We start from the raw sequence: 21,859 nt of genomic DNA on the forward strand, positions 1-21,859 counted from the left end.
GCGTACTACCCTGTCAGCATCCTATGAATCTGATCCCGTTGAATCCAGTCACAAATTTAAATTTCATCCAATCATCTGACTTGAATAACGGAAAAGCACATAGCCGAGCGCACCTGATTCGACCCCCGCCAGCAATCAAGTCATCATATCAGTGATAAAAACAACGCAAAAACGGGCATTTTTTACGCAGTTTAACGTAGTTTTCAGGCCCTGTTATCCCACAGAAACACCATCCCACCCCAATTCCACCAAGATTCATATTATGTTATTGACGACACATATCACCTATTTTACGGTGCGCGCAGGCTTGGCGACGCGATCAGGCAAGAGTACACCTTCAAAGAGAAATGATGATGACCCCTAATGATCTGAAAAAGGCACTGGCTTCGGGCCTGTTATCCTTCCCCGCCACCGTATTTAACGACGATTACAGCTTCAATGAAGGCCGCTACCGTGAACAGGTCGCCTGGCAGTCGGGTTTCGGCGCATCGGCCCTTTTTGCGGCTGGTGGCACGGGTGAATTTTTCTCGCTCGCCCCGGATGAAGTTGTCGATGTTGTCCGTGCAGCCAAAGCCGAAGCTGGCAATACGCCGATCCTTTCAGGTTGCGGTTATGGTGCCGGCATTGCCCCCAAGCTTGCCCGCGCTGCCCAGGATGCCGGGGCTGATGGCATTTTGCTGCTGCCGCATTACCTTGTTGGCGCAGATCAGGAAGGCCTGTTTAACCATATTCGCGCCGTCTGCGATGCCGTTGAAATCGGCGTAATTGTCTATAACCGCGATAACAGCATTCTGCTACCCGACACGCTGGCAAAACTTTGCGATGTCTGCCCGAACCTGATTGGTTTCAAGGATGGCGCCGGTGATATCGACCTGGTCGCACGCGTTTGCAACAAAATGGGCGATCGCCTGACCTATATTGGCGGCATGCCCACCGCCGAAGTTTACGCCCAGGCTTACAAAGCCATTGGCATGACCACTTATTCATCGGCCGTTTTCAACTTCATGCCGGAGCTGGCGCAGAAATTCTATGCTGCCATCACCAGCGATGATGCCACCACGGTCAAAGCCCTGCTGGAAGATTTCTTCTATCCCTATGTCGCCATTCGCGACCTTGGGGCAAAACGCGGCTATGCCGTTTCCATCGTCAAGGCTGGCCTGAAGGCCATTGGCCGTGACCCGGGCCCCGTACGTGCACCTTTGTGCGACCTGCGCCCGGATGAATATAAAATGCTTCAGGACCTGATCGCCAAAAATAGCTGATTTGCCGTTTTGGCCTGCAAACATGATATTGAGCTTGCGAAATATTATGTTGTCTGACAAGCATAGATAAGATGAGTTGGGGCAGAAATGAATTCCGCCTTTTTCTGCCCCCAAAAATCCGGCCACATGGCTTGCCATGAACGACAAAAGCAACATCCCGGCTCTACGTCTGTATTGAGACCCATCAAGGAGGGAACGATGATCAATCGTTTGTTAAAAATCGCCGCAATCGGCGTTCTGACCGCTACCGCATTCTCCACCGCTTCTTTTGCTGCTGATTATCCCAGCAAAGATATTCGTATGATTATTCCCTGGGGTGCTGGTGGGGGCACGGATGGTATCGTCCGCAAACTCAGCACAATCGCGGAAAAAGAACTCGGCACCTCGATCTATGCCGAAAACATCGAAGGCGGCGTCAGCGCCACTGGCGTTCTTGAAGTCATGAAAGCACGCCCGGATGGATACACCATCGGCTCGCTGACTTACGATTCTGTTGTCACCGTTCCCTGGCAGGGCCTGCTGCCGACCTACAAGCTCGACAAGCTGAAGCTGATCGCACGTGTCACCAGCGAACCCGATGCCATCATTGTTGCCTCTGACTCCCCTTATAAATCCGTTGCCGACCTGGTGAAGGCCGCCAAGGAGAACCCGGGCAAAATCAAGGTTGCCATCCAGAATACCGGTTCGCGCCTGCACCTTGCCATGCTGCAATTCGAAAAACTGACCGGCACCGATTTCAAACTGGTCGCCTATCCGGGTGGTGCTGCCCCGCAGAAAGAAGCCATCCTGTCAAAAGAAGTCCAGGTTGCTGCAACCAGCCTTGGTGATTTCTCGTCGCTGATCGAATCTGGTGATGTCAAAGGCCTGGTTGAGTTTTCCGACAGCCGCAACCCGACCTACAAAGACGTCCCGACTGCCAAGGAAGAAGGCATTGACCTTCAGATCGGCAGCTTCATCGTCCTTGCTGCCCCGGCCAACACCCCCGATGATGCCGTTGCCAAAATCGAAGGCGCCTATAAAGCCGCCCTTGAAAGCGACGAATTCCAGCAGTGGGTTTCCAAAGTTGGCGTTTCGCCGAACTGGCTGGGTACCGCCGAGGTAACCGACTGGGCCAATGAAACCAAGGAAACCCTGTTCAAGCAGATGCAGGACCTTGTTGACCAGGGCGTGATCAAGAAATAATCACCTCCCATGCAGGAACGGCGGCCGACCCTGGCCGCCGTTCCCCATTTTGACGACCCTTGTCGAAACGGAGACGACCAAATGAAGTCCGGTTCATCGGGCGGCTGGGACAGACGCCTTATTCTGCCATTCGTGCTGTTTGTCATTACCAGCATCTATCTTGCCACGGCCCTGCAAATTACCGCACAATTTGACGAAGGGCTGGTTGGGCCATCCTTCGTGCCTGTTGTTGCCTCGATCCTGATGTATGTTGCGCTGGCATTTGTCGTTTATGGCATGCGCAAAGACCGCGACACGACAGAAAGCGAAAAAATCAGCCTTGTCGCCCCCATCAAGGTTGTTGCCGTAACGGCCCTTTATATTCTGGCTTTCAAGCCACTGGGATATCCGGTTTCGACATTTCTGTATGTCTATGCACTGCTTTTCATTTTCGGCCTCGAAGATACCGGCCATGTCAAACGCCTGATATATACCATCGCGATCACCGGCGTTTTTTATGTCCTGTTTGCCGTCATTTTCCAGGTGCGCCTGCCTTTGTTTGATACCGAATTCTGGGGGATGTTCTGATGGACTTTACCCTTCACATTCTGGGCGGCTTTGCAGCCCTGGCCGACCCGACGGTTCTGGCCTACATGATTATCGGCTTTCTGATCGGCACCTTCTTTGGTGCTGTCCCGGGTCTGACCTCGGTTCTGGCCATCGCCCTCCTGCTTCCCATTACCTACAGCCTTGATGTCGTCCCGGCCCTTGTGATGTGCGCCTCGATCTTCATGTCGGGCATGTATGCGGGGTCCATCACGGCAACCACCATCAATATTCCCGGCGCCCCGTCATCCATGATGACCTCGATCGAGGGTTACGCCCTGATGAAAAAGGGCCAGGGCGCAAATGCCCTTGGCCATGCGGCACTGGGTTCCATGATCGGTGGCGTGATTGGTGCGTTGCTGTTGATCTGCCTCACACCGGTTGCGGCCAAACTGGCATTGCTGATCCAGACACCCGGCAAGTTTTCGCTGATCCTGTTTGCCCTGATCGTCATTGTCATTTCCCAGCGCAACGCCATTGCCAAGGGCTTTGTCGCCACCCTTCTGGGCATCATGATCGCCACCATCGGCGTTGATGTAATGCAGCCCATCGCCCGCTTTAATTTCGGTACCGAAGTTCTGGTGGAAGGCATCGACATGATGCCGCTGATCATTGGCACCTTTGCCATCAGCGAAATCCTGTTTCAGGCCTGTGAAAACCGCGATTCCCTGACGGTCGATACAAAAACCACCGAAATCCCCGCCATCCGCCGGCAGGATTTCTTTCCGAAAATGTCGGAAATCCGCGAGATCGGCATCTGGACCTATCTCAAAAGTGCGATTATCGGCTATTTCATCGGCGTTTTGCCCGGTGCGGGTGGTTCGATGGCGGCATTCGTTTCCTATGCCGAAGCCATGCGCAAATCCAAAAACCCGGACCTGTATGGCAAAGGTTCGCGCGAAGGTATTGCCGCGGCTGAAACCGCCAACAATTCCATGTGTGGGGGGGCCTTTGTCCCCATGCTGATGTTTGGCATCCCCGGCGACCCAACCACGGCCATTGTTCTTGGGGTTCTGATCATTAACGGCCTTCAGCCCGGTCCGCGCCTGCTGGATACCCAGATCGACCTGATCGCGCCGATGTTTGCGTCGCTTCTGATCAGCGCGCTGGTGCTTATTCCGCTTACACTTTATCTGCTCGGGCCGTATTTCGTTAAAATCGTCTCGATCCGCAAGGCCGTGCTGTATTCCTGCATTGCCGTTGTTGCCCTGGTCGGCAGCTACGTTGCCACCTATTCCCCGTTCCAGATGATGCTGGCCCTGGTGTTTGGTGTACTGGCCTTTTTCCTGCGCCAGCAAAAATACCCAACCGTCACCCTGCTTTTGGGCTTCATTCTGGGGCCGGACCTTGAACAATATCTGCGCCGTGCCCTGTCGCTTAATGATGGTAACCCGCTTACCTTCATTACCAGCCCGGACAGCCTGTTCTTCCTGGCCCTGACGGCGGTGTTCTTCTATTTCATGGTCGTGCGTACACCGGCAAATGCCCAAAAAGCCGGTTAATTAACGCTGCAAGGCAATGACCATCAGATCTTGATTGTGCCACTGGCGTTTTTATGCGTCAGTGGCCCGTCTGTTTCGGGGTTACCCCGCACGCGTCCATCACACTACCGGTAATCCTGCTGCCACAGCCTTGCCGGGCAAAGACAGGTCCACCGGTATGATTTCAGCATTGATTGATCAGTTAGGCCCCATCTTCCTGCTGGTTGGTGCGGGTTTTGCCCTGGCTTGGCAGGGGCTAATTGGCGGGGCGGCCATTCAGGGCCTCACAAAAATGACCTTCTGGGCCCTGATCCCGGCAACCCTGTTTCAAACGATTTCATCCAACCGGGTATCGGAACTGTTCAATCCCGTTATCTGGCTTTGTTATTACGGTGCCGTCGTTCTGACCGCCCTGATCGTTTATGTCACGCTGACACGCTGGCAAAAAAACAACCGGTCAGAAGGCATCGTCCTGGCTTTTGGTGCCATCTTTTCCAATATCGGCATGCTGGGCATTCCGATCATTGATATCCTGTTTGGCAGTGACGGGCTTCTGGTGCTCGCGACCATTCTGTGCATTCATGCGCTCAGCCTTCTGACACCGACCATCCTGCTGATGGAATGGAGCCGCAATAACAGCGGCAATCCCGGTGCCGTTCTTGCCAATACCCTACGCGCCCAGATCTGCAATCCAATCATCATCGCCATTGTCTGCGCCATCATTGCCGCATCGCTTGACCTGAAAATGCCGGTGATGATCGATACCTTCTTCTCGATGCTGAAACGCGCCATGCCGCCCATTGCCCTGATGCTAATCGGGGCGGGCATTTATGGCCAGAAGCTGCGCGGCAACATGACAACCAGTATGATCGGTGCCTTCGCCAAGGTTTGCCTGTTACCTGCCATTGTTTTTATTTTCGGGCTTGTTCTGGGGCTTCCCATCACCATCATTGGTCCGGCCATTATGATTGCGGCCCTGCCGCCGGGTGTGAACACGGTTTTGATGGCATCTTCCTATGAAACCGCACGCGAACGCACGGCAACAACCATGCTGGTTGCCACCATCATGTCGATCATTGTTATCCCGCTTCTGGCCGTGCTGGTCACCTTCCTACGCCACAGCTGACGCCAAAGGCATAGGCCGTGCGCGCGAAAGCTTCATAGCGCCCAAACAAAACACCCCCGCACATCGTTGCAGGGGTGTTTGATGGTGTATTTAGCGATCAGCCTTAACGTGCTGGCGGCGTCCAGAAGGGGGCCGGAACCATCAGTTTATTTTCCTGGTTCACCAAATGCCCGGCTTCGGCACTTTTCTTCAGATAAGCCTGCCATTCCGGGTCTGCCTGCAGGGATTTGCGCTTTGCCTCACGGTCCGCTGCATCTTCATAGGCCCAGATATGAACGTACGAATTAACCGGCCCGGTTTCGGTAACCATATAGGCATGTGGCTCCCCCAGATGGCGGCTTTGCACCGGAAAACCAAACTCCCCATACAGGGCAAGCTGCTTTTTCAAAGTACCAGGATAGCAGGTATATGTGCGAACGTCATAAAGCATGGATTATATGTTCCGTCTGATCGTGATGTACGAGAGATACCGCCAAATCGTGGCAAATCATCCTCCCTTGATCTTCTGGTTTTACGTTACGTATGATTGTCAGACAACATTATTCCATGATGACACATGGCACCCCATATGCAACAAAACCATATGGTGAATAACGCGGCAGTTGAACCTGCCCAACAAGGATGCCGGGGAAAACATGCAAAAAACAGATCCGAACCATTACGAAAAAATCATCCGTCCCCGACGCCTGCCCGACGAAATTGCCGCCAATCTGACCGGCCAGATCAGCAATGGCATTTTGCGCCCCGGCGACAAGCTGCCGACCGAACAGGAACTGGCCAGCAATTATGGTGTTGCCCGCACCGTTGTCCGCGAAGCCGTCTCCCAGCTTAAAAGCGATGGCATGATCCAGTCCAAACAGGGCGTGGGCGCCTTTGTTTCCGAGCCAGGGTCCCGCAATGTCTTTCGTATCAGCCCCGACTGCTTTGCCAAGCGCAAGGAACTGGTACAGATCCTCCAGCTTCGTACCAGTAATGAAGCCGGGGCCGCGGCCCTTGCCGCCGACGCCCGCAGCGAGGAAGACCTGGTTCGTATTCACGATGAACTGCAATCCATGCAGGGGGCAACCGGCCAAAGCAGCTTTGAAATGGCCGAACATCGCTATGATGCCGAACGGCGCTTTTACCGCGCCATCGCCCGGGCCAGTGGCAATGGCTATTTCTACGATTTTCTCACCATGCTGGATGGCCGGATAGATGCCAACCTGCGCAATGTGGCGATCAAAAATGTCATGACCGCCGAATGGGGCGAGGCCGTATTTGCCGAACATAAAATGGTCTATGAGGCCATCCGCACGCAAAACCGCACGGCGGCCGAAATGGCCGTGCGCCAGCATTTTGAAAATGCCGCCGGTCGGCTGATGGAACGGGCCGATATTGCCGATATTGCCGAAATCTAGCACCGGCAGCCCCTACCGAATATCCGCCCTTTACCTTGCCGTGCCCGCATGCTGATATCCTGGGCACCAGGACAAAGGCAAAAGTCCTGGCGTTAACGCCACCACCACCTGCCACCAATGAGGAATAACATGTCCACACAACCCGGTTTGCGTCATGGCGGGCGCATTCTTGTCGATCAACTGCAAATTCACGGCTGCGAACGCGCCTTTCTGGTGCCGGGCGAAAGCTTCCTTGCCGTGCTTGACGGTATGGTCGATCACCCCGAAATAACCCCTGTCATCTGCCGCCAAGAAGGCGGTGCCGCCATCATGGCCGAGGCCTATGGCAAGCTGACAGGCAAACCCGGCATTTGCATGGTAACGCGCGGCCCCGGCGCGACCAATGCTTCTGCCGGTGTCCATGTTGCCCACCAGGATTCCACCCCGATGATCCTGCTGGTTGGCCAGATTGGCCGGGACATGGTGGACCGCGAAGCGTTCCAGGAAGTCGATTATCGCAAGATGTTCGAACCGCTGTGCAAATGGGTCGCCCAGATCGACAGCATCGAACGCATTCCCGAATATATCAGCCACGCCTATCACATTGCGACATCCGGCCGCCCCGGGCCGGTCGTTCTTGCCCTGCCTGAAGATATGCTCTCTTCCAGTGCCGTGGTTGCCGATGGCAAGCCCTATGTCGAAATTGAAGCGCGCACCGCACCCGAAGACGTGGCCCTTTTCCGCGCCGAACTGGAAAAAGCCCGCCAGCCGGTCGTGATTGTCGGTGGCGGCGGCTGGACCGCCGAAACCAGCAAAAACCTGATCGCCTTTGCCGAAGCCAATAATGTGGCCATTGCCACATCGTTCCGCTGCCAGGATTACATGCCCAACACCCATCCCAACTTTATCGGGGATGTGGGTATTGGCATCAATCCCAAGCTGGCCGCGTTTATTCGCGATTCCGATCTGGTTGTTCTTATTGGCTCACGCATGGGCGAAATGACCAGCAGTGGCTACAGCCTGCTTGAAATTCCCTGCCCCAGGCAGCGCCTGATCCATGTTTATCCGGGCCCTGATGAACTTGGCCGGGTTTATCGCCCCGATATCGCGATCAATGCCTCCCAGCGCTCCTTCATTCGCGCGCTGGCCAATATGGCACCTGTCGATGGTGCTGCGCGCGCTGACCAGATCAAACAGGCCCGCGATGCCTATCTGGCCTTCTCAACACCGCTAGATACGCCCGGTGATGTGAAAATGGCCCATGTCATTGGCCATTTGCGCGAAACCCTGCCCGATAATGCCATTCTGACCAATGGTGCGGGCAATTACGCGGCCTTTCTGCACCGTTTCTATCGCTACCGCGATTATCGCACCGAACTGGCACCGACCTCGGGTTCCATGGGCTATGGCCTGCCGGCATCAGTTTCGGCAAAGCTCCACCACCCGGACCGCCCGGTGGTCTGCCTTGCCGGTGATGGCTGCTTTTTGATGCACGGGCAGGAATTTGCAACTGCGGTGCAATATGGGGCGAACATCATTGTCGTGGTGGTCAATAACGGCATGTTTGGCACCATTCGCATGCACCAGGAACGCAACTATCCGGCTCGCGTCTCTGGCACCGAATTGCACAATCCCGATTTTGCTGGCTATGCCCGCGTCTTTGGCGGTCACGGCGAAACCGTCACCAAAACCGAGGATTTCGCCCCGGCCCTTGAACGCGCCATGGCGGCTAACAAACCCGCCATCATCGAAGTTCAGGTCGACCCGCAGGCCCTTACGCCGGCAAAGACGCTGGATGAGATTCGCAGCGGAAATTAATTTCCCCTCAATAACGCAAGAAAGAGCCGTCAATCCTCAAAAGGATTGACGGCATATATATTTTCACTTTGCCTGACTATTTTTTATCGGGGCGACTGCCTGAAATCGCGCAAATTCTGCTTTCCCAATACGCTCGCAGTTCGGGTTCAATTGTTCCATATCGAGAAACTGGCACGCCCATGAAATACTTGATTAGTCGAAACACGTCCCCACAAATTCGGGCTATCGTAGCCAAAACAGCAAAGACAACATAAACATAAGACTTCCTTTTGCGCAGAAGAAAAACCTGCTCTCTACACCACGCCCATCGATTGCTCCAGAGGCGCTTCATAGGTGTCCGGCTACGAATACGGTAGGCCAGAAGATATTCAGGCAATATATGAAAACAACTGTCGACATAGGCCCGAAGCAATAACTCCTGATCCTCGCAACAGTAAGGAGATGGATTTTGCTTATAATTATTTTTCTTGAACCATTCTAATTTTCCACACCAGGTTGGATGCGGCATATAAAATCCAAGCCAAGGTTTTGCACAAATTTCTTTATGTGAACTTCCAGATAACGGCAGGCATCCAATTATCTCATTTTGTTCATTAATGGTCACACAGTAAGCCGCAAGAAGATCAAGCTCTTCATGAGCTTCCAAATACGCGACCTGCTCAGCAAAACGATCAGGATGACAAATATCGTCATGGTCCATACGGGCAAAATATCTACCGTGCGCCTGTTGAACTCCTTCATTCAAGCGTACAGACAAGCCTTTGTTTTTTCCATCATTCAAAACACGTATTCTGGCATCCGCAAGCTGAGGCAATGCTTCCACCGCACCGTCCGTAGAACCGTCATCAATTACAAGCAGTTCCCAGTCGACAAAAGTTTGGTCAACAATAGATTGAACCGCATTTTCCAAAAAACTCCCACCATTAAAAACTGGCAAAACAATGGTCAACAATGGATTTCGTTGCGACATAATGACGGTACTTATTCCTTAAGGTAAACGTTCACTCGATGTCTTTTATAAAAATGTATGAAAAATCAAGGTGATCCGATAGCATCGATCAGTAGACGTGTTGTATTATGAGGATGATATTGATTATTAGCAGCGAGACGCCCGGCGTCACTCAACTCTAACCACTTCGTTGATGACATCAAGTCATTCATACGAATGGCGGCCTCTTCAGGAGAACGAACAACATAACCACCGGGCATACTTGAGAGACAGCCGGTTTTCCGGGCAACAAAAGGCGTACCGGTCACATTCGCATCCAATATTACAAGTGGTTGACATTCAGTATGTGAACCACACAAAAAAAAGCGTGCTTTAAGATACTCATTGATGAGATCTTCACCCGACACACCTTCATGAAAGCTTAAATAATCCTCCAGAATATCAAGCTTACCTGCTAGATTTTTTAGATATTCTATATAACCAGTTCTTTCCTGACCAAAAAGCCTTAAAGGAAAAACATTCTTATAAGAAGACGCCGCATATGATCTCAAAACAAAGTCGAACCCTTTCTGCCAGGTAAATGAACCTACGGAAATAATCTGGTTTCGCTCATCATATTTCGGAACCGGATTCAATATAAATTTTTTACTGTATTCCGATATGCTATTTGGGATAATATAAAAATTTCGATCAATCTTCTTTGCCACCTTCAAATCATCAAAGCGCGTACCATCCCCTTCAGCCGCCAGAAAGATGACTCCATCTAATTTCTTTAGATAAAAAGGTAACTTCCACCAATATGGTCGCCAGGCAAGGTACCGAATCAGGGAACGAACAGGCTGAGGTTTAAGGAAAAGGTTTGTAGAGATACCATGACTAAAAAGAAACTTCTGACCTGAAATGCGATTAATGTTTTTTAAAATCACATCACTCGACCAGGTTTGCCACGCATTCATCAGAATGACATCAAAGCTCCGGGATTGCAAAAAATCCAGATAGCCTTGAATATCTCCCTTTATTGGATCCAAAAAACTATCGGCGCCGGAAATTGGAAACATTTCTACAGGAACGCCGATGAGCGTATCAAACCGTTGCGCTCTTTTCTCCCCTCCTGTGGCGACTGTTACATCCATCCCTTCTGAAACCAGAGCACGTGCCTGTTGCTGTACAGCGTTTCCCAAACCACTATTGAAAGGAGGATAGGTAGGAGTCGTCATAAGTATTTTTCTGGCAACTGGCTTTGGAGATACTGACACTACAAACGTTCCCACGTTGCCGGAATAAGGTCCTTTGTATCTTTATCATCTTTAAACCATATCATAGGCGCGATGACACGCTTATCCCTGGCGTTCCCCAACCATGCTCCCCACCAGCTTAAAGATGAGTTGGCAATCACAAAATGTTTGCACGCCGCCATCAAAGCAAGATCCCAGTGGACATTATTGCTATCGTTGAAGTCAACGACCGTAGTGCAGCAAGGTAATACAATATTCTCATGGACCCACTTCGGATCATCCGAAAAGACGAAACATTGGGGGTTCTCCAAACCATAGCAAAGCGTCGAAACAGCTCGACGGTAATAGTCAAGACTACAAACGCCATGTGTTCTTGCCGCCTCTGGATTATTCACGTAATCGCCACGACGTACATGAACGCAAATCGCATTACTCGATCGGACGTCATTCATGACATTTTGGCACGCCTCTGGAATAGGTTTTCTCAGGCGCAGGTCTGCATGAATAGTTTCAGCATATTTTCTAAAATATCTTTCACTTTGCCAGTAACCTTCGAGAAAAACTGGATTTTCAATTGTCTCAAAATTGGGATCAAAATGAAAATGCGGCTCCCGATATATTGGAACCCCCATTCTGCGACGAGCATATCGACGTGACATGCGGGTTTCAAAATTCTGAAGAAAATCTGGTAAAGAGCTTTTATGCTCTCGCAGCGTCGCCGATACATTGAACATATCAAGGGCGTAATTGCGATCCAGGCACCCCTTAAACCATGAAATATCGAGCTCCAGCGGCACATTCAATTTTAATGCCAGCGATCGACCGGCGGCATATTGGAACATCTGATTGCCGAGCCCACCCGACAATCCTACAACAACCGGGGTCTTAAGCTGTGCCATTATGTCGCTTGTCCCATCAAACGCCTGAATACGCGATAGATATTTCCGCAAGCCTCTATCAACGGAAACGTCCCGCCCAACCTTTTGCGCCGAATATCTTGGATCTCGGCAAAAGACAGCTCCCGGTTGCCAGACATCCCCCCTCGATAATGAAGAGCTGTTACCACAGGTAAGATTTCAAACTTCTTGCGAGCGAGAAATGCCTGAAGAAAAAAATCATAATCTGACGCGATACGGAGGTCCTCTCGAAAAGGCTTAGATATCATCAACTCGGTCCGAACAAATGAAGACGGATGAGGAATGGTGTTAAAAAATAGCAAACGAAAGGGTTGAGCGATCAAAACCTCTGACGGACCATCAATTTTGCCAACAACAGTTTTTGCACATATAATGTCAGCTTTACCAATTTCCATTGCTTTAATCGCGGATGCGAAACCATCAGCAACAAGTTCGTCATCACCATTTATAAACAGGATGTACCGTCCTCTGGCCAATGCTACACCTTTATTCATGGCGCAATAAATACCATCGTCAGGTTCCGACACTACACGATCCACCACATGTCGGTAACGCTCGATCAATTCCAGAGTTCCATCTGTTGAAACACCATCAATGATCAAATATTCCAACTTGTCATTTTTAACTGCGGCAACAGACTTCAACGTCTTCTCAAGTGTCGCTGCGCAATTCCAGGTTACAGTGACGACAGAAAGTAAAGGAGTATCATTTTCAGTAGCAAGCATACTACCGCCCTTGGGACATCGTTAATTTTTCTGCATCGACCAAATTTTCAATCATTTGCTCAAAACTGACTGATGCCTTCCACTGAAGAATCTGGTTTGCCTTTTCCGGATTTGCCGCACTATATAAAATTTCGGTTGGGCGATAAAACTCGGCATTAGAGTCAACGTGATCACGATGATCCAGTCCCAGACAACGAAAAACGTTAGCAACGAACTCTTCCAGTGAATGCGTTGAGCCCGTTGCAATAATATAGTCATCCGGTTCGTCTTGCGTGAGCATTCGCCACATTGCATCGACAAACTCTGGGGCCCATCCCCAATCACGTGAAATATCCAATCGACCGAGAATAAGCCGCTCTGGAGAGCCTAATGCAATTCTGCAAGCTGCAGAGACAATTTTACGTGTCACAAAGCGGGTCGGTCGCAATGGAGATTCATGATTAAAGAGAATACCATTACAGCAAAAAAGCCCATAAGCTTCACGATAGTTTGCAACAAGCCAGTGAGCCGAAGCCTTGGCAACACCATAGGGACTTCTTGGGCGAAAGGGAGTGAGTTCAGTTGCCCCAACACCCTGCTTTATATCGCCGAACGATTCACTTGAACTCGCGTGATAAACACGGATTTTTTTATTTAGAAAACGGACGGCTTCCAAAAGATTGAGAGTACCAACAGTAATACTTTCAATACTCTCTGCAGGCTGATCAAATGAAAGTCCGACTGAAGTTTGTCCGGAAAGAAAATAAATCTCGTCGGGCTCTGATCGCGTTAACGTATCCAGAACGCTTCTAAAATCACTTTGAGCCATAGACAAAACATGGACGTCCTGCCGAATACCCAATCTTTCAAGATTAGCAAAACTCGAAACTTGGGCGTCGCGCGATGTTCCCCATACCTGATAACCCTTGGATAACAACAATTGGGCAAGATAAGCCCCATCCTGACCAGAAACACCACAAATTAGGGCCCGCTTCATAACAAGCTCCTGTAGATGGCTAAAGTTTCGTCAGCACATTTCGCCCAGCTAAACTTCGCTTCCTGGCTGTATCCTCTCTGTACGAGATCAAGACAACGTTCATTAGAATAAAGAACGTTTTCCATTGCTACACGTATCGCCTCATCTTCGGTAGGATCAAAATATTCACCAGCACCACCAACAACTTCCGGAAGCGAGCTTGTATCACTTGATACAACAGGACACCCGGCAGCCATAGCCTCAAGAGGTGGAATTCCAAACCCCTCATACAAGGAAGGATAAATTAACGCTGAGGCGTGATAATAAAGCTTCGCGAGAATATCATCTGATCCACCATAGTGCCTAATTTGATCAACACGTAAACCAACGTTCTCCGACATATTCCTTTCGGCTACAGTTAAAGCGCCCCCACCAAAGCAAACGATATCGAAATCTTTTACCAAACGATCTGAACTTGCAAAGGCACGCACAAAACCGTCAAAGTTCTTATAACCACTCCGGCTGCCGACAAATAACACAAACGGAGGCTGGTCCCCCAGACTTGAGGCCGGGATTATATTCTGACGACGAAAGCACACGTCTGCTCCCAGATATGTCACAGAAATACGTTCTTCAGGTACACTGCAGTATTCAATCAAGTCACGTCGAGTACTTTCTGAAATACAAATTACGTGATCGGCACGCAAAGCAGCCACCTTTTTAGGATCCGATGTTTTGTGCGCCTGATCGAACATTTCCGAATACCGCTCATGAATAAAATCATAAACAGTCAAAACTATTTTGCTTTTTCGTGCTTTAAAATCACTCAAAGAGAAGTAAGTCTCGTGGATGATGTCAGGAGAGAATTTTTTCATCAGAAAACGAGCATAAACGATAGAAATTTCTGTCGCCAAACGCCGCATCTTGGGCGGCAAGTCTGGTAAAACATAACCTGACTTACAAAAATCGCCCAAAGCTGCTAGATTTTCATTAAAATGAATCGGGGCGAAGATGCGTGTATCTAAGTGTGTTTTTAAAAAAAATTCTTTCTGTAAATTGCAAAAATACCGTGAAATTCCACCATACTTCTGCAACAAGAAAACTTGTTGATCAAACGCCACCTTCAAACGAAAATCTCTCCTTGCCCTACACTAACAATAACGTATACATCATAGCATCTATTTACCATCACAAAGCTTTATATCAAAAAATAAATTTCATTTAGAAAATATTTCGCTCCGAACACCGCAGTAAAACCGATATAAGTCAGAATAAATCTGATTAAAAAACGCTTGAATATTCAGTTTTAGCAATTTCGACATCAACAAAATCCTCGCTCGAGCCGGAAACTTTTTTGACCATACGAACACATACACGCTCAATTGATAGAATGGAAACAAAATCTCTATTTTTCGGTTTCTGAACCGTCGATAGGCATTTGGTTGATTGCTTACACCATCCACACCTAGAACAGTCAGACCTCGATCAACTCGATTAAATTTTCCATGCGTAAGTATAAAAAGGTTAAATGCCCAATCGGCGGCTATAAAAGAATCCCCAACAAACCAACATTTCTTTGCTATTTCAGTTCGAATCAAAGAATAAAAAACACCGTTAGATTTCCAGCAGTATTCAAAAAACTCAAGAAATCGATCAGAAGGAGTATCTCCTTTAATTAAAAAAGACACCCACTGTTCTTTATTAAGCTCGCAACCTTCAAAGCAGTTCGGACCTGCAGAAGCCACATAATCCGAATTATCATTCAAGAACAAGACATTATTTTCTATAAAGTCAGGTGACCGCAAATCGTCTGCGGCCGCCCACATAAAATATTGTCCCCGAGCCCGATCTAAAACAAACCTAAAATTATTTGTCGCTCCAATGTTCTGATCTTGCCTGACATAAAAAATATTATCATATCGTTCTTCATATTCCCGACAAATTTCCTGTGTCCGGTCATCCGAAGCGTTATCGGATATAATAATTTCAAAATCAGAAGAACTTTGACTCACCAACGATTCAAGAGCTGCAGCAAGCGTTGCTTCGCCATTGTAAACTGGAACGCCAATTGAAACTAATGGAACTGCCGAGCAAGCATCAGACACGTTTAAGGTATCCATCGGGTGCTACAGTGATCATTAATTTATGTTCAATACTCTTATCTATTTCAAATTCGGGATGCGATTTCAGATATTCCCAAACCGCTGTTTTAGGGTTGTTTCCAGGCCCCCAGGGGCGGTCTGGGAACATATCTTTTGGCATATCTTCGACTACGGTATCAAATACAACACAATAGCTGCCAATGCTGGTAAGCGGCGCATAGGCCTCAAGTTCGGCTAGAACATGATCGTGAGTGTGATTACTATCAAGGCAGACCAAGACCCGCGAATACTGCTGCGCGATTTGTTTTACCTGTTCGATGACATCTGTTGAGATGCTTGAGCCCTGAATCATTTCAATCCGGGAAGCCATCGGATGAGCCTGTATTGCCTCCTTATTGTGGGCTCTAATGTCGATGTCAATTCCAAGTACTTTCCGGCTCGAAGTACTTGGATCCATCAACTGCTTCTGTTCCATAGCATCACACATATCCAGCATGGCCAACATCGATGCGCTGAAAATTAATGACCCTCCATGAGCGATACCTGTTTCAATGATCAGATCGGGCTTTATTGACCAAATGAGTTCCTGCATCGCGACGATGTCTTGTGGAAACTGAATGATTGGTCTTTCCATCCAATCAAAGTGATACGAGTACTTATATTGGCATAATTTATTGAAATAATCCTTTGTCTCTGCCAGGAGGGATGCATCTTGGCTCATCTTTAAGATATTCTCTGATTCAATCATTATTTCCTCGTAATAATTTTTGCAGGATTGCCTGCGACAACTGTGTGGCTTGGAACGTCTTTTGTTACAACTGATCCTGCTCCAACAATGGCACCTTCACCGATTTTTATACGCGGAAGTATCACAGAACCAGCACCAATCATGGTATAGTCTCCGACCATCACACAACCGCAAAGTACGGCTCCGGGCGCAACGTGTACACCCTTTCCCAAAGTACATTCGTGATCTACGGATCCGCAATTGTTAATAATTGTAAATTCCCCGATAATGACATCACTTGAAATCATCGTTTGAGCAAGAATGTGACAGCCTTGCTCAATACACGCAGATTGCGCGATAGTGGCGGTATGGTGGATTATTTTCGGGGTAGAAATACCCAAAGCAAGAAAATTTTTACCGATTTCGAGGCGCGCGCGGCCTGAATTTCCACCAATTGCGATTGCGGCAGAAATGTCTGTTATGGGATGTTCTTTCCGCCATTTATGAAAACCGACCCAACCGTGATATAGCGGAACATCTTCTAAAGCCGACTTTATGCTATCATCATTATCAAATAGCGCAATTATATTGGACTTTCTGACCTGCAAGATGTCGTTTAAGACCTTTGCATGACCAGCGCTCCCCCAAATAATATATTTATTTGGTTGATTCATTGGCTATCCGAATAATTGTGCCTACAATCCTGTCTTGATCTCTATTTTTCATGTCGTGATAGCTTGGTAAATTCATTGAACGGTTTGGAATGCTCCAAGCAATTGAATTTTCAGGTCTTGGCTCAAACATAGGCATCCCGGAAAGAGGAGAAAAAAATACGCGCGCATCGATGTTTTGGGCGTTAAAGGCATGTTGCAAATCTTCACTGGACACATTTGCGGAGGCATTAAATACAATAGTTGGCATCCAGGCTCCAATCACGGTGTCAAGATTCTCAGGATTTAATGAAATTTCCGTAATGTCTTTTAGCTGTTCACGGTAATAAGATAAAATTTCGCGCTTGCGATGTATTAGTTCGTTGATACGTTCAATTTGGCCGCAACCAATAGCAGCCTGTATGTTCGATATCTTATATTTAAAGCCAATTTCATCGGGCCAAAATTGTTTAGTTTGACCCCTCGCACGACCGTGATTGCTTAATGTCAATACACGCTCATACAATTCTGCATCGTTGGTGACGAATATGCCACCTTCGCCAGTTGTAATTGTTTTGGTGCCGTGGAAGGAGAATGTGCTGAATTTTCCCATACTGCCGGCACGCTTGCCTTTATAAATCGAGCCAATCGCTTCAGCGGCATCTTCGATCACCGGAATTCCATGCCGTTGGCCGATTGCTAGGAGGCGGCCCATATCGCAAAGATTGCCATAAAGATGGACAGCGATAATTGCTTTTGTGCGCGGTGTGATTGCTGCTTCAACCCGTTCTGGATCAAGGCACCAGGTGTCGGCCAAGATGTCTACAAAAACTGGCGTTGCGCCTAAATGAACAATGGGTGCTGCTGTGGCGATCCAATTTGTATCGGCTAAAATCACCTCATCGCCTGGACCAATACCGAGGGCTGCCATCCCCATATGCAGCGCGCCAGTACAGCTCGAAGTTGCAATTGCGTAATCTACGTTAAGGTGCGCTTTAAAGGCGTCTTCAAAACGATAAATGTAATCGTAACAATTACTGCCCCACCCGTTCGCAGCTGCGTCGGTTGCGTATCGAACTTCAAGTTCTGTTATCGAGGGTTTGGTGTAGTGGATACGATTATTCATCGTATGGTCAGCTCCGGAACGGCAGTTACAAATTTGGTGCCAAGGTCAGCGAGATTGCTGTATTGGTGCCGGATTTCTGGATAAATATTCCATGGGAGGATGATGAGGTAATCTGGATTTTTTTCGTCAAGCTGGCGAGGGGGCATGATCGAGATGTGACTGCCCGGCATGTATTTGCCTTGTTTGGCTGGCGCGGCATCACAGACGAACGGCAACAGGTCGGGTTTTATTCCGGCATAATTTAGCAAGGTATTTCCTTTGGCGGCGGCACCATAGGCGGCAACTGTTTTGCCGTCATTTTTCGCCTGTAGCAAAAAAGTAAGCAGATTATTCTTGACGCTGTCGGCCCGATCCTGAAAATCGCGATAAATTACGATGTCCTGTAATCCGCACTTTTCTTCTTCATTAAGAATATCTGTTACGGCACTAGAAGCTGGGCGCGGATCGTCATCGTGGCAGCCAAATACCCGCAGGCTTCCGCCGTGAGTGGACAATTCTTCGACATCGGCCACTCTCAGACCCGCTGCTTTAAATATCCGCTGCACAGTGTAGAGCGACAGATAGGAAAAATGTTCGTGATACACTGTATCGAATTGAGTGAATTCTATCAGTCGCATAACGTGCGGGAATTCGAGCGTGATGGTGCCGCCAGATTTTAACAGAGTTTTCAGTCCACGTGTGAAATCATTAATGTCGGGCACATGGGCATAGACATTGTTGCCAGCAATCAGGTCAGCTTGTTGACCATCGGCGACCAATTTTTGGGCAAGGGCTTGACCAAAAAATTCTCGAAGTACCGGTATACCTTGTTGCTCGGCAACAACGGCCGTACTGGCGGTTGGCTCGATCCCGAGGCAGGGAATATTCTTTGCGACGAAGTTCCGCAGCAGGTAGCCATCGTTTGAGGCAATTTCGACAACCAGACTCTCCGTGCCAAGCGAACATTTCTCAATCATAGCAGTCGCGTAACGTTCAGCATGAGCAAGCCAGCTTTTGGATGTGCTGGAAAAATAAGCATATTCAGAACTGAACAGCTCCTCTGCCTCGGCGTAATCTTCTGTCTGCACCAGCCAGCATTGATCACAAACCATAATTCTCAAGGGAAAATAGACTTCTGGTTTACAAAGATCTTCTTCTTTTAGATAGGCGTTAGAGGGGGGCGCATAACCAAGATCAAGAAAAGTGTGGCGCAGTTCAGTTGTGCAATGACGACATTTCATCAGATCACAAGCCCCTCAAATCTATCTTCCAACATCGGCAAATTTTGATCTCGAGGAGATAGCTCAGTTACTTCCAATGGCCAAGAAATTTCCAGTTTTTTATCATGAAAATTCACCCCACCTTCGAAAGACGCGCGGTAAGCCTCCGTGTGGCAATAGAGCATTTCAACGTTATCAGAAAGGGTTTGAAAGCCGTGCGCAAAACCGCGAGGTATTAACATTGCCCTGTTATTTTCTTCCGAGAGAATTTCAGCGTGCCACTGCAAGAACGTCGGTGACCCTTTACGCAGGTCAACAGCAACATCCCAGACTTCACCCCGAAGACAACTTACCAACTTCATCTCGCCATGAGGGGGATGCTGAAAATGCAGTCCGCGCAGTGTGCCCCTTTTTATGGTAAGGGTGTGATTTAATTGCGCAATAGAGTTAATCCATCCAACCGTCCGAAGTTCCTCTACACAAAAAAGGCGGGTAAGGAATCCTCGCGAATCTCCCAGTTTCTGACGCTGGATTAAATACAATCCGGCTAATGACAAAGATGTCGCTGTAAAACGATTCATGGAGCTGCCTCAAACGCCAAAATATCGTGCTCACACAGTAAAACAGGATTTTGCCCCTCGTTTTGAGCGCGATACCAATGCATCGTCCGCTGCAACGCTTCCTTCAGTGGCCATTTCGGGCTCATACCCAATTCAGTACGCGATTTTGAGATTTCCAGCGCCAGCCAACCAGCTTCATGAACGCCTTTCACGGTGTCGCAATACCGAACCTCACCTCGTCCATATGCGTATTTAGCCAACTCAATGACGTCTTTAACGCTTGCGGCCTCACTCGTCTCAGGACCAAAGTTATAAGCACCTGGCATCGCAGAATTTAGCCACAGTTTTTCGGCAAGATTTAAATACCCAGAAAGAGGCTCAAGAACATGTTGCCATGGACGAACCGAATCCGGTCGTCGAACCTCAAGAACATCACCTGCTTGCCACGCCCGAACAGCATCTGGGAGCAGTCGATCCTCTGACCAGTCTCCGCCGCCAATGACATTTCCTGCACGCGCAGTTGCAACCCGTACCCCCTGCTCTCTCAGAAAAGCATCCCGGTAACTGGCAACAACTAACTCACTGGCGGCTTTGCTAGCGCTATAGGGATCATATCCACCTAATTTGTCCTCTTCCCGGTATGGCCAGGACCATTCATTATTGTGATATACTTTATCCGTTGTAATTATGATCGCAACTTTAGCATCTTTGCAGTCACGCAAACCATCCAGCACATGAGCAGTTCCCATGATATTGACATCAAAAGTTTCAACCGGATTTGTATAACTTTCCCGTACTAGTGGCTGTGCTGCAAGATGAAACACTATTTCTGGCTTAGCTTTACGAATTATACGTTTAATTTCATCTCTATTCCGGATGTCACAAAAATAACTGCCCATCCCTTCAGAAATATTGGCCAGCGTAAACAAGTTAGGAGAACTCTCCGGAGGTAAAGCGACACCTGTCAGCTCGGCCCCCAACCGCTTCAGCCACAGCGCAAGCCAACCACCTTTAAATCCGGTATGCCCGGTTAAAAGAACCCGTTTACCGTGCCAAAATCCCAAACTATTCTCCATCACCAGTGGCGCCACGGAGCTTTCCCGCTTGCCCAAAGACTCTCAAGATGATTCTTATCACGCAACGTATCCATTGGCTGCCAAAAACCATCGTGCTGCCATGCCATCAGTTGCCCGTCACGCGCGAGTGTTTGAAGAGGCCCCGCTTCCCAAGACGTGTTATCGCCTTCAATCAGCGAGAATACTTCCGCTGACAGAACAAAGAATCCTCCATTGATAAGACCACCATCACCCCTGGGTTTTTCAGTAAAACCGGAGACACTTTTTCCTTCAAGATCAAGCGCACCATATCGCCCTGGCGGCTGCACTGCAGCAACAGTTGCCCACTTCCCATGCGCCTTGTGAAACTCGATCTGTTTACTAATATCGATGTCGGCAACACCATCGCCATATGTAAAGCAGAAATCTTTTTCATTTTTAAGATAGTCGGAAACGCGCCTGAGCCGCCCACCCGTCATGGAATCTTCTCCGGTATCCACCAGAGTTACCCGCCAAGGTTCAGCCTTTTGATGATGCACCTCCATCTTATTGGAATACATATCAAATGTTACATCAGACATATGCAGAAAATAGTTAGCAAAATACTCTTTAATTATATACCCTTTATAACCGCAACAAATAATGAAATCATTAACTCCATGGGCTGAATACAATTTCATAATGTGCCAAAGAATTGGCTTTCCGCCTATTTCAATCATGGGCTTTGGTTTAAGATGCGTCTCTTCGGCAATACGCGTACCTAAACCGCCAGCCAGTATTACAGCAAACATACCAATCACTCCGATAAACAAAATCCAAAAACTAGACA

The 21,859-nt window shown here is 48.7% G+C and carries 22 protein-coding genes; 7 read left to right on the plus strand and 15 right to left on the minus strand.

The features are described 5' to 3' along the window. Positions 1-353: 353 nt before the first annotated feature. The 5 genes from kdgD (at position 354) to CSC3H3_RS19000 (ending at position 5,636) form a co-directional block, all read left to right on the plus strand. Positions 354-1,262: a 5-dehydro-4-deoxyglucarate dehydratase gene (kdgD, locus tag CSC3H3_RS18980; protein ID WP_101265593.1), complete on the plus strand. Its 909-nt coding sequence runs from the start codon at positions 354-356 to the stop codon at positions 1,260-1,262. 198 nt (positions 1,263-1,460) lie between these two features. Beyond that, on the plus strand, positions 1,461-2,444 hold the full coding sequence (locus CSC3H3_RS18985; protein ID WP_101265102.1) for a Bug family tripartite tricarboxylate transporter substrate binding protein: 984 nt from the start codon (positions 1,461-1,463) through the stop codon (positions 2,442-2,444). A gap of 81 nt (positions 2,445-2,525) precedes the next feature. Further along, positions 2,526-3,011 carry a tripartite tricarboxylate transporter TctB family protein gene (locus CSC3H3_RS18990; RefSeq protein ID WP_157831959.1) on the plus strand — a complete coding sequence of 162 codons (486 nt, stop codon included), beginning with the start codon at positions 2,526-2,528 and terminating at the stop codon, positions 3,009-3,011. Beyond that, positions 3,011-4,531 (plus strand): tripartite tricarboxylate transporter permease, encoded by a 1,521-nt coding sequence (locus CSC3H3_RS18995; protein ID WP_101265106.1) that lies wholly within the window; start codon positions 3,011-3,013, stop codon positions 4,529-4,531. The genes CSC3H3_RS18990 and CSC3H3_RS18995 overlap by 1 nt, the downstream gene beginning before the upstream one ends. A 157-nt stretch (positions 4,532-4,688) precedes the next feature. Continuing rightward, positions 4,689-5,636: an AEC family transporter gene (locus CSC3H3_RS19000; RefSeq protein WP_101285846.1), complete on the plus strand. Its 948-nt coding sequence runs from the start codon at positions 4,689-4,691 to the stop codon at positions 5,634-5,636. Between the two features lie 103 nt (positions 5,637-5,739). Here the strand turns inward: CSC3H3_RS19000 and CSC3H3_RS19005 are convergent, their stop codons facing one another. Beyond that, positions 5,740-6,066, minus strand: coding sequence for an NIPSNAP family protein (locus tag CSC3H3_RS19005; protein WP_101285847.1), 327 nt, complete (start codon positions 6,064-6,066; stop codon positions 5,740-5,742). A 205-nt stretch (positions 6,067-6,271) separates the two neighbouring features. Between CSC3H3_RS19005 and CSC3H3_RS19010 the strand changes: the two genes are divergently transcribed. Further along, a complete protein-coding gene (locus tag CSC3H3_RS19010) occupies positions 6,272-7,033 on the plus strand; it encodes a FadR/GntR family transcriptional regulator (RefSeq protein ID WP_101285848.1) in 762 nt (253 codons plus the stop codon). 129 nt (positions 7,034-7,162) lie between these two features. Further along, entirely contained in the window at positions 7,163-8,830 is a 1,668-nt protein-coding gene (locus tag CSC3H3_RS19015) for a thiamine pyrophosphate-binding protein (RefSeq protein WP_101285849.1), read from the plus strand. Between the two features lie 76 nt (positions 8,831-8,906). Here CSC3H3_RS19015 and CSC3H3_RS19020 read toward each other — a convergent pair whose 3' ends face one another. The 14 genes from CSC3H3_RS19020 to rfbF form a co-directional block, all read right to left on the minus strand. Continuing rightward, positions 8,907-9,779 (minus strand): glycosyltransferase family 2 protein, encoded by an 873-nt coding sequence (locus CSC3H3_RS19020; protein WP_172963450.1) that lies wholly within the window; start codon positions 9,777-9,779, stop codon positions 8,907-8,909. Between the two features lie 86 nt (positions 9,780-9,865). Continuing rightward, a complete protein-coding gene (locus CSC3H3_RS19025; RefSeq protein ID WP_157831960.1) occupies positions 9,866-10,996 on the minus strand; it encodes a glycosyltransferase family 4 protein in 1,131 nt (376 codons plus the stop codon). 38 nt (positions 10,997-11,034) lie between these two features. Continuing rightward, a complete protein-coding gene (locus CSC3H3_RS19030) occupies positions 11,035-11,913 on the minus strand; it encodes an alpha-1,2-fucosyltransferase (RefSeq protein ID WP_101285852.1) in 879 nt (292 codons plus the stop codon). After that, entirely contained in the window at positions 11,913-12,656 is a 744-nt protein-coding gene (locus CSC3H3_RS19035; protein ID WP_101285853.1) for a glycosyltransferase family 2 protein, read from the minus strand. The genes CSC3H3_RS19030 and CSC3H3_RS19035 overlap by 1 nt, the downstream gene beginning before the upstream one ends. A gap of 1 nt (position 12,657) precedes the next feature. After that, positions 12,658-13,632 (minus strand): GDP-mannose 4,6-dehydratase, encoded by a 975-nt coding sequence (locus tag CSC3H3_RS19040; protein WP_101285854.1) that lies wholly within the window; start codon positions 13,630-13,632, stop codon positions 12,658-12,660. Further along, positions 13,629-14,732 carry a glycosyltransferase family 4 protein gene (locus CSC3H3_RS19045; RefSeq protein WP_245881394.1) on the minus strand — a complete coding sequence of 368 codons (1,104 nt, stop codon included), beginning with the start codon at positions 14,730-14,732 and terminating at the stop codon, positions 13,629-13,631. Before CSC3H3_RS19045 ends, CSC3H3_RS19040 begins: the two co-directional genes overlap by 4 nt. A 96-nt stretch (positions 14,733-14,828) precedes the next feature. Then, entirely contained in the window at positions 14,829-15,716 is an 888-nt protein-coding gene (locus tag CSC3H3_RS19050; RefSeq protein WP_157831961.1) for a glycosyltransferase family 2 protein, read from the minus strand. Next, a complete protein-coding gene (locus CSC3H3_RS19055) occupies positions 15,709-16,461 on the minus strand; it encodes a cephalosporin hydroxylase family protein (RefSeq protein WP_101285857.1) in 753 nt (250 codons plus the stop codon). Before CSC3H3_RS19055 ends, CSC3H3_RS19050 begins: the two co-directional genes overlap by 8 nt. Then, positions 16,461-17,114, minus strand: a complete 654-nt coding sequence (locus CSC3H3_RS19060) for a NeuD/PglB/VioB family sugar acetyltransferase (protein ID WP_101285858.1) — start codon at positions 17,112-17,114, stop codon at positions 16,461-16,463. The genes CSC3H3_RS19055 and CSC3H3_RS19060 overlap by 1 nt, the downstream gene beginning before the upstream one ends. Further along, positions 17,098-18,216, minus strand: coding sequence for a DegT/DnrJ/EryC1/StrS family aminotransferase (locus CSC3H3_RS19065; RefSeq protein ID WP_101285859.1), 1,119 nt, complete (start codon positions 18,214-18,216; stop codon positions 17,098-17,100). The genes CSC3H3_RS19060 and CSC3H3_RS19065 overlap by 17 nt, the downstream gene beginning before the upstream one ends. After that, complete coding sequence (locus CSC3H3_RS19070; protein ID WP_101285860.1) at positions 18,213-19,436, minus strand: class I SAM-dependent methyltransferase; 1,224 nt, start codon at positions 19,434-19,436, stop codon at positions 18,213-18,215. Before CSC3H3_RS19070 ends, CSC3H3_RS19065 begins: the two co-directional genes overlap by 4 nt. Further along, positions 19,436-19,996 (minus strand): dTDP-4-dehydrorhamnose 3,5-epimerase, encoded by a 561-nt coding sequence (rfbC, locus tag CSC3H3_RS19075; protein WP_101285861.1) that lies wholly within the window; start codon positions 19,994-19,996, stop codon positions 19,436-19,438. The genes CSC3H3_RS19070 and rfbC overlap by 1 nt, the downstream gene beginning before the upstream one ends. Then, complete coding sequence (rfbG, locus tag CSC3H3_RS19080; protein WP_245881185.1) at positions 19,993-21,066, minus strand: CDP-glucose 4,6-dehydratase; 1,074 nt, start codon at positions 21,064-21,066, stop codon at positions 19,993-19,995. Before rfbG ends, rfbC begins: the two co-directional genes overlap by 4 nt. Further along, positions 21,051-21,821, minus strand: a complete 771-nt coding sequence (rfbF, locus tag CSC3H3_RS19085; protein WP_101285863.1) for a glucose-1-phosphate cytidylyltransferase — start codon at positions 21,819-21,821, stop codon at positions 21,051-21,053. Before rfbF ends, rfbG begins: the two co-directional genes overlap by 16 nt. Between the last annotated feature and the right edge of the window lie 38 nt (positions 21,822-21,859).

The sequence above is a fragment of the Thalassospira marina genome, assembly GCF_002844375.1.
In the GTDB taxonomy this organism is placed as follows: Bacteria; Pseudomonadota; Alphaproteobacteria; order Rhodospirillales; family Thalassospiraceae; genus Thalassospira; species Thalassospira marina.

What these genes read in the sequence shown, in the direction of transcription:
- kdgD (WP_101265593.1), top strand. Translation starts at nt 354, where the DNA reads ATGACCCCTAATGATCTGAAAAAGGCACTGGCTTCGGGCCTGTTATCC.
- CSC3H3_RS19005 (WP_101285847.1), bottom strand. Translation starts at nt 6,066, where the DNA reads ATGCTTTATGACGTTCGCACATATACCTGCTATCCTGGTACTTTGAAA.
- CSC3H3_RS18990 (WP_157831959.1), top strand. Translation starts at nt 2,526, where the DNA reads ATGAAGTCCGGTTCATCGGGCGGCTGGGACAGACGCCTTATTCTGCCA.
- CSC3H3_RS19025 (WP_157831960.1), bottom strand. Translation starts at nt 10,996, where the DNA reads ATGACGACTCCTACCTATCCTCCTTTCAATAGTGGTTTGGGAAACGCT.
- CSC3H3_RS18995 (WP_101265106.1), top strand. Translation starts at nt 3,011, where the DNA reads ATGGACTTTACCCTTCACATTCTGGGCGGCTTTGCAGCCCTGGCCGAC.
- CSC3H3_RS19030 (WP_101285852.1), bottom strand. Translation starts at nt 11,913, where the DNA reads ATGGCACAGCTTAAGACCCCGGTTGTTGTAGGATTGTCGGGTGGGCTC.
- rfbF (WP_101285863.1), bottom strand. Translation starts at nt 21,821, where the DNA reads ATGTTTGCTGTAATACTGGCTGGCGGTTTAGGTACGCGTATTGCCGAA.
- CSC3H3_RS19055 (WP_101285857.1), bottom strand. Translation starts at nt 16,461, where the DNA reads ATGATTGAATCAGAGAATATCTTAAAGATGAGCCAAGATGCATCCCTC.
- rfbC (WP_101285861.1), bottom strand. Translation starts at nt 19,996, where the DNA reads ATGAATCGTTTTACAGCGACATCTTTGTCATTAGCCGGATTGTATTTA.
- CSC3H3_RS19015 (WP_101285849.1), top strand. Translation starts at nt 7,163, where the DNA reads ATGTCCACACAACCCGGTTTGCGTCATGGCGGGCGCATTCTTGTCGAT.
- CSC3H3_RS19070 (WP_101285860.1), bottom strand. Translation starts at nt 19,436, where the DNA reads ATGAAATGTCGTCATTGCACAACTGAACTGCGCCACACTTTTCTTGAT.
- CSC3H3_RS18985 (WP_101265102.1), top strand. Translation starts at nt 1,461, where the DNA reads ATGATCAATCGTTTGTTAAAAATCGCCGCAATCGGCGTTCTGACCGCT.
- CSC3H3_RS19060 (WP_101285858.1), bottom strand. Translation starts at nt 17,114, where the DNA reads ATGAATCAACCAAATAAATATATTATTTGGGGGAGCGCTGGTCATGCA.
- CSC3H3_RS19010 (WP_101285848.1), top strand. Translation starts at nt 6,272, where the DNA reads ATGCAAAAAACAGATCCGAACCATTACGAAAAAATCATCCGTCCCCGA.
- CSC3H3_RS19035 (WP_101285853.1), bottom strand. Translation starts at nt 12,656, where the DNA reads ATGCTTGCTACTGAAAATGATACTCCTTTACTTTCTGTCGTCACTGTA.
- CSC3H3_RS19000 (WP_101285846.1), top strand. Translation starts at nt 4,689, where the DNA reads ATGATTTCAGCATTGATTGATCAGTTAGGCCCCATCTTCCTGCTGGTT.
- CSC3H3_RS19065 (WP_101285859.1), bottom strand. Translation starts at nt 18,216, where the DNA reads ATGAATAATCGTATCCACTACACCAAACCCTCGATAACAGAACTTGAA.
- CSC3H3_RS19040 (WP_101285854.1), bottom strand. Translation starts at nt 13,632, where the DNA reads ATGAAGCGGGCCCTAATTTGTGGTGTTTCTGGTCAGGATGGGGCTTAT.